This is a genomic window from Rickettsia endosymbiont of Culicoides newsteadi, assembly GCF_002259525.1.
Taxonomy (GTDB): Bacteria; Pseudomonadota; Alphaproteobacteria; order Rickettsiales; family Rickettsiaceae; genus Tisiphia.
Genome location: NZ_MWZE01000109.1, coordinates 1 through 5,157 on the forward strand (window position 1 = coordinate 1; position 5,157 = coordinate 5,157).

Below are 5,157 nucleotides of genomic sequence, written 5' to 3' on the forward strand. Positions count from 1 at the left end.
ACTCAAGGATATTTATAAGAATGCAGAAACCATTATGGCACTCGATGCCGAATATATGACCGCTTCCTTTGTGGCTCTATTTTTTTATTTTCTTTCTTGACAAATTCACTCGTCCATATATGACAATTTATTTTTTATAAACAACTTTGAATTACCTTGACTTATATACAAAAAACCTATTTTATCAATTTAGATAGTTGATGTTAACTATCTTGTTACAACTAATATCAATTAATATTCTTAAATAGGAAACAAATTTTATGACAAATCCATATATAAATAATTGCAGCTACACTCCTCCCAATCAAAATACTACAGATCAAGAATGGTGGATGAAAGATGCACTTATAACTTTAGGTTCATTCTTTGCGTTATGTTTTTTTAGTATTTTGGGTTACGGTACTCATGTTCTTTATAAAAAGTGTTTTGACAAATTGCAGAAAATACAGACAGAAGATACTCAATCTGGTGGAACAAAAGATTCACTAAAAATAGATAAAAAGCCTGCTGAACACATTAATAAAAGCTTTACTAATGACGAGCATCTTAATATAGAATTTTTTACAACAATAAAAACCAATCCATCGGACACAGAGGTAGTAGGAGACACAGCAACAACAACAATAGATGTGCCAGAGCAGTAAAAATATTAAACCTCCTGCATAAATCAGAGATAGTTAAATGGAGTTATGCAGGAACTCTAAATAATTAAAGTCGATTCGAATTATTATACACAATAAAATATCTAACACTAAGCTTTTCAAGTAAAATTTTTAACGGTTTTTATTCACTTTATTACAGGAAAAATTGAAATTAAAGCTTGACTTCTAAGAAAAAATTTATTTTAATTTTAATTACACTGTTAAATTAAATATTCAAAATAGGAAACAATTTTTATGAAATTTTTATCTCCTGGTTCTGTTGTAACATCTTTATGTGCTGCAACAGCCGTACTACGTAACGTTGGTACCTTTCCTACTACAAAACAAACTAGCCCTAGCCCTTATGATTATGATCTAGGTAATTTCTCTATTAGCTCAGATTACTTTTTGGACAATTCTTCGCAAAACTATGGGAAAAAAGATATCTCTTTAAACACAATTGATGATACTCCTATTAATTTACCTAAGAAGACTCCTACTACAACTAAGGCTCTTACTACAACTAAGAAGCCTCTGACTACAACTGAGACTCTTACTACAACCGAAAAAGCTTCTACTACAACTGAGTATCTTACCACAACTGAAAAAGCTTCTACTACAACTGAGGCTCTTACCACAACCGAAAAGGCTTCTACTACAACTGAGTATCTTACCACAACTGAAAAAGCTTCTACTACAACTGAGGCTCTTACCACAACCGAAAAGGCTTCTACTACAACTGAGTATCTTACCACAACTGAAAAAGCTTCTACTACAACTGAGGCTCTTACCACAACCGAAAAGGCTTCTACTACAACTGAAGAGACCCTTACTACAACTGAAAAGGCTTCTACTACAACTGAAGAGACCCTTACTACAACTGGGAAGATTCTTATTACAGCAGCTTCTTCATTGATAATCATGACTATTACGGTTGCGTTATACACTCTCAAAAAGTATTTTTATAACTCGCCAGAAGAACAAGTCTTAGATATGAAAGAACTTGATTTTTTCAAAATTAAAGATAATGTTAACGATAAAGATAATACAGTAGACCTTATGGCTGAGACTCCTATAGATGGTCATCTAGAATAAATGTTGTCATTTGAGCAAGTCACTCTTATTATAGACCAAAGAAGTATCTTCACTAATATCAGCGTGACTTGCTTACCATCTTCTATAGTGTATTTACAAGGAGCTAATGGCTGTGGAAAGACTTCATTACTTAGAATTGTTGCTAATATACAAAATTCAACAAGTGGAAATATTTTATATAGCTCATTGAACTGTAAACATTTAAAAAAACCTTATTGTAATTATATTGGACATAATCTTGGGCTAAAATCTCAAATAACTGTATTAGAATATCTAAGATTTTGGTCGATAATTTATGATTCCCTTGAAACATTAGAATCTTCGGTATATTATTTCAAGTTATATAATATTTTGCATGAACAATGTTATAGGCTCTCTGCTGGCAACCAAAAAAAGGTTGCCTTAGCAAAGCTCATTGCTTGCCAATCAAACTTATGGTTATTGGATGAAGTAGAAGCAAACCTAGATCAAGAGAATAAAGAATTACTATATAACTTGATTATTTCAAAAGCCAATAACGGTGGAATTATTTTGCTTACTTCCCACTCCAATATGGATATTAAGTCAGCCCAAATAATCAATCTTGAGGATTATCTGTTGTTGAACAAATAACTTTTGATATTTCAAGAAATGAGGGTTGACTTTAGTTGTTAAAATATATATATTTTAATATATACTTGATGAATTTCAATGTATATGTTAATAATGTCAAAATTATGAGATTTATAGAGCGTGACAAAAATTATTAGTTCTAAATATAAGGCAAGTCGAAGACTCGGTGTAAGCCTATGGGGCGACAGCAAAGATGCCTTCAATACAAGAAATTACCGTCCTGGTCAACATGGTCAGAATAGTATGGTTAAAACTTCTGATTATGGTGTACACTTAAAAGCTAAACAAAAGCTTAAATGTCATTATGGTCGGATTAACGAAAAACAGTTTAGAAATACCTTTGCTCTTGCACAAAAAATGAAAGGTAATACTGGTGAAAATTTTATAGGTCTATTAGAGAGAAGGCTTGACGCTGTTATCTACAGAATGAATATTGCCCCAACGATTTTTGCTGCAAGACAATTTGTCACCCATGGTCATATTAAGGTAAATGGCAAAAAGGCTGATATCCCAAGCATGCGATTAAAAGAAGGCGATGTCATCGAGCTAAAGGAATCAGCAAAACAAATTCCTGTAATACTCGAAACAGCTAGCAAACAAGAAAACACCGTACCAGGTTATTTAACTTTTGATGCCCATTCATTGTCTGGTAAGTTCGTCAGAATTCCAGTAATTTCTGATGTTCCATATCCTTTTGAACCAGAAGTACATTTAGTAATTGAACTTTATTCAAGATAGTAAATCCAAAAGCTGATTAGAAATGGATTACCACGCTCACATATGTTCTTTTGCAATGAAGTCATTGCAAAACCAGTAATGATCGAAGCAATCTATTTCTAATTACTTTCCTGGATTGCTTCGTCGGTTTGACGACCTCCTCGCAATGACGATTTTACAATTATTGTTTTCTTAAATTGACGCTTATAGGAGGCATAGCGCCTGTTCACTATTTGTTAATAATCACAATTCCTCGCCTTTTTCAATCGGCTCTATTCCATATAGTGACACCATTCGCTCAAGGACTCTCCCAACGGTAGGAGCGGCAGTCCAGCCGGCAGTAGCAAAACCAAAGGACTCCTTTGTTCCTTTTGGCTCATCAAACATTATAAAAATAACATATTGTGGATTAAAAGCTGGTAATACACCTAAAAATGATGACATTCTGCTATTCTTAAGATACCTTCTTTTGCCATGCCCATCTGCCGTTAATTTCTCAGCCGTACCAGTCTTCCCACCAACAAGATATCCTTTTACATCAGCTCTACGTCCGGTGCCTTCTTTTACCACAAAACGAAATAATTCACTCATTTGCTTAGAGGTTTTTTCACTAAAAACCTTTGCGCCAACAAGAGGTTCATCTTGTCTTTTGATTAGAGTCAAATCATATAATGTCCCACCATTCACTACCGGCAATACTGCTTGTATAAAGTGTAAAGGACTAATTGAAATACCATAACCATATGACATTACAACACTCGTTAAATCACTCCATCTCTTATCGGATGGAAACAAAGGGGTGCCTCTCTCTGGCAATTCAATTTTAAGCTGATCTAGTAACCCTAATCTTTTTAAGTATTTTTTGAAATCATTTTTGCCGACTTCTAACATAATTTGGCTAACCCCAATATTTGATGAATGCAGAAAAATTTCTGGAACACTATGCCACCCATGCCTTGGGTGATAATCTTTTACATTAAACGCCCCTACCTTCATATAGCTAATATCATAAGCATCGTTCATTGCTATAGCATCAGTATCAAAACCTACAGCCATAGTTAAGGTTTTAAATACCGACCCCATCTCATAAATACCAAGACTTGCCATATTAAACAACTCTTCTGGCTTTGCACTACTCGGGTAATGTGGATTGAAATCAGGTTTACTAATCAGAGCTAGAATTTCACCATTATTAGGATTGGCAATTATCCCTACCGCTCCTATTGCACTAAATTCCTTTAATGTCTTATCTATTTCTTCATTTAGGATATTCTGTAATCTTACATCTATAGATAATTCAAGTGGTTTTTTAAGTTGTTCTGGCTGTGCTAAGTCAAAATCCGAATTAGTTAAAAATTTGTCATAACTCCTTTCCAGCCCAGCAAGACCAGCCAAATCCCTACCCACATATCCTATAACATGTGATAATAAATTGGAGAAAGTATATATCCTCTTTTGTTCTTGTTCAAAACTAAAGCCTGGCATTGCCAAATTTAACACCGCCTCTTGTTCTTTTGGCAATAAATCCCTTTTTACCCACACAAAACTTTTATTACCCTTTAGTTCTGCAAGTAATTTCGTTTTATCAATCTCAGGCAAGATTTTAGATAATCTTTCTAAAGATTGCTCTGGGTTGATTACTTTTTGTGGATTAACAAATAATGAGGAAGAGGGTAAGTTAACTGCTAATAAATTACCATTGCGGTCTACTATCTCTTTTCTAAAGTTACTACTCTTTACTTGATATTCTGGCTTAACATAACCATTAGTCGCAACGATTATTAAGCGGTATGACAACCCACAAAAAAACACAGCAAAACAAAAGCTAACTATGAATAATCTGATTTTGGTATTGTCAGCACAAATATCCCATAAAATAATATTACTAAAACTTCTTTTCATTTTAGTTATAGTAGAGAACGTTCGCTGAGCTGTGTCAGTATAGAATATCATAGTCTAAAATTCAACCTATCAGGGAAGAAAATATCTAGCTGAGAAACGGTTACCGCCCAATCTGGGATTGGCATATTCCACTTTGCTGTAATCTGTTTTATAGCACAAAAAACCAATTTGAACAAGGCATTTTCACTTG

Annotated in this window: 5 protein-coding genes and 1 pseudogene; 4 read left to right on the plus strand and 2 right to left on the minus strand. The window is 33.8% G+C overall.

The genetic code is table 11. The features are described 5' to 3' along the window. Positions 1-260 precede the first annotated feature (260 nt). From RiCNE_RS06240 to rpsD, 4 genes are all read left to right on the plus strand, one after another. Positions 261-644, plus strand: a complete 384-nt coding sequence (locus RiCNE_RS06240) for a hypothetical protein (protein WP_094649721.1) — start codon at positions 261-263, stop codon at positions 642-644. Between the two features lie 252 nt (positions 645-896). Continuing rightward, positions 897-1,736, plus strand: a complete 840-nt coding sequence (locus RiCNE_RS06245; RefSeq protein ID WP_094649722.1) for a hypothetical protein — start codon at positions 897-899, stop codon at positions 1,734-1,736. Continuing rightward, a complete protein-coding gene (ccmA, locus tag RiCNE_RS06250) occupies positions 1,737-2,348 on the plus strand; it encodes a heme ABC exporter ATP-binding protein CcmA (RefSeq protein WP_094649723.1) in 612 nt (203 codons plus the stop codon). 120 nt (positions 2,349-2,468) lie between these two features. Beyond that, entirely contained in the window at positions 2,469-3,086 is a 618-nt protein-coding gene (gene rpsD / locus RiCNE_RS06255) for a 30S ribosomal protein S4 (RefSeq protein WP_094649724.1), read from the plus strand. Between the two features lie 222 nt (positions 3,087-3,308). On the opposite strand, the gene RiCNE_RS06260 is transcribed toward rpsD, so the two are convergent. Together RiCNE_RS06260 and RiCNE_RS08610 are read right to left on the minus strand one after the other, a co-directional pair. Then, the gene (locus RiCNE_RS06260) at positions 3,309-4,967 is read right to left on the minus strand and encodes a peptidoglycan D,D-transpeptidase FtsI family protein (RefSeq protein WP_094649725.1); all 1,659 of its coding nucleotides are present in this window, start codon (positions 4,965-4,967) and stop codon (positions 3,309-3,311) included. Between the two features lie 47 nt (positions 4,968-5,014). Further along, positions 5,015-5,157, minus strand: a pseudogene (locus RiCNE_RS08610) (IS256 family transposase); the annotation flags it as partial.

What these genes read in the sequence shown, in the direction of transcription:
- RiCNE_RS06240 (WP_094649721.1), top strand. Translation starts at nt 261, where the DNA reads ATGACAAATCCATATATAAATAATTGCAGCTACACTCCTCCCAATCAA.
- RiCNE_RS06245 (WP_094649722.1), top strand. Translation starts at nt 897, where the DNA reads ATGAAATTTTTATCTCCTGGTTCTGTTGTAACATCTTTATGTGCTGCA.
- ccmA (WP_094649723.1), top strand. Translation starts at nt 1,737, where the DNA reads ATGTTGTCATTTGAGCAAGTCACTCTTATTATAGACCAAAGAAGTATC.
- RiCNE_RS06260 (WP_094649725.1), bottom strand. Translation starts at nt 4,967, where the DNA reads ATGAAAAGAAGTTTTAGTAATATTATTTTATGGGATATTTGTGCTGAC.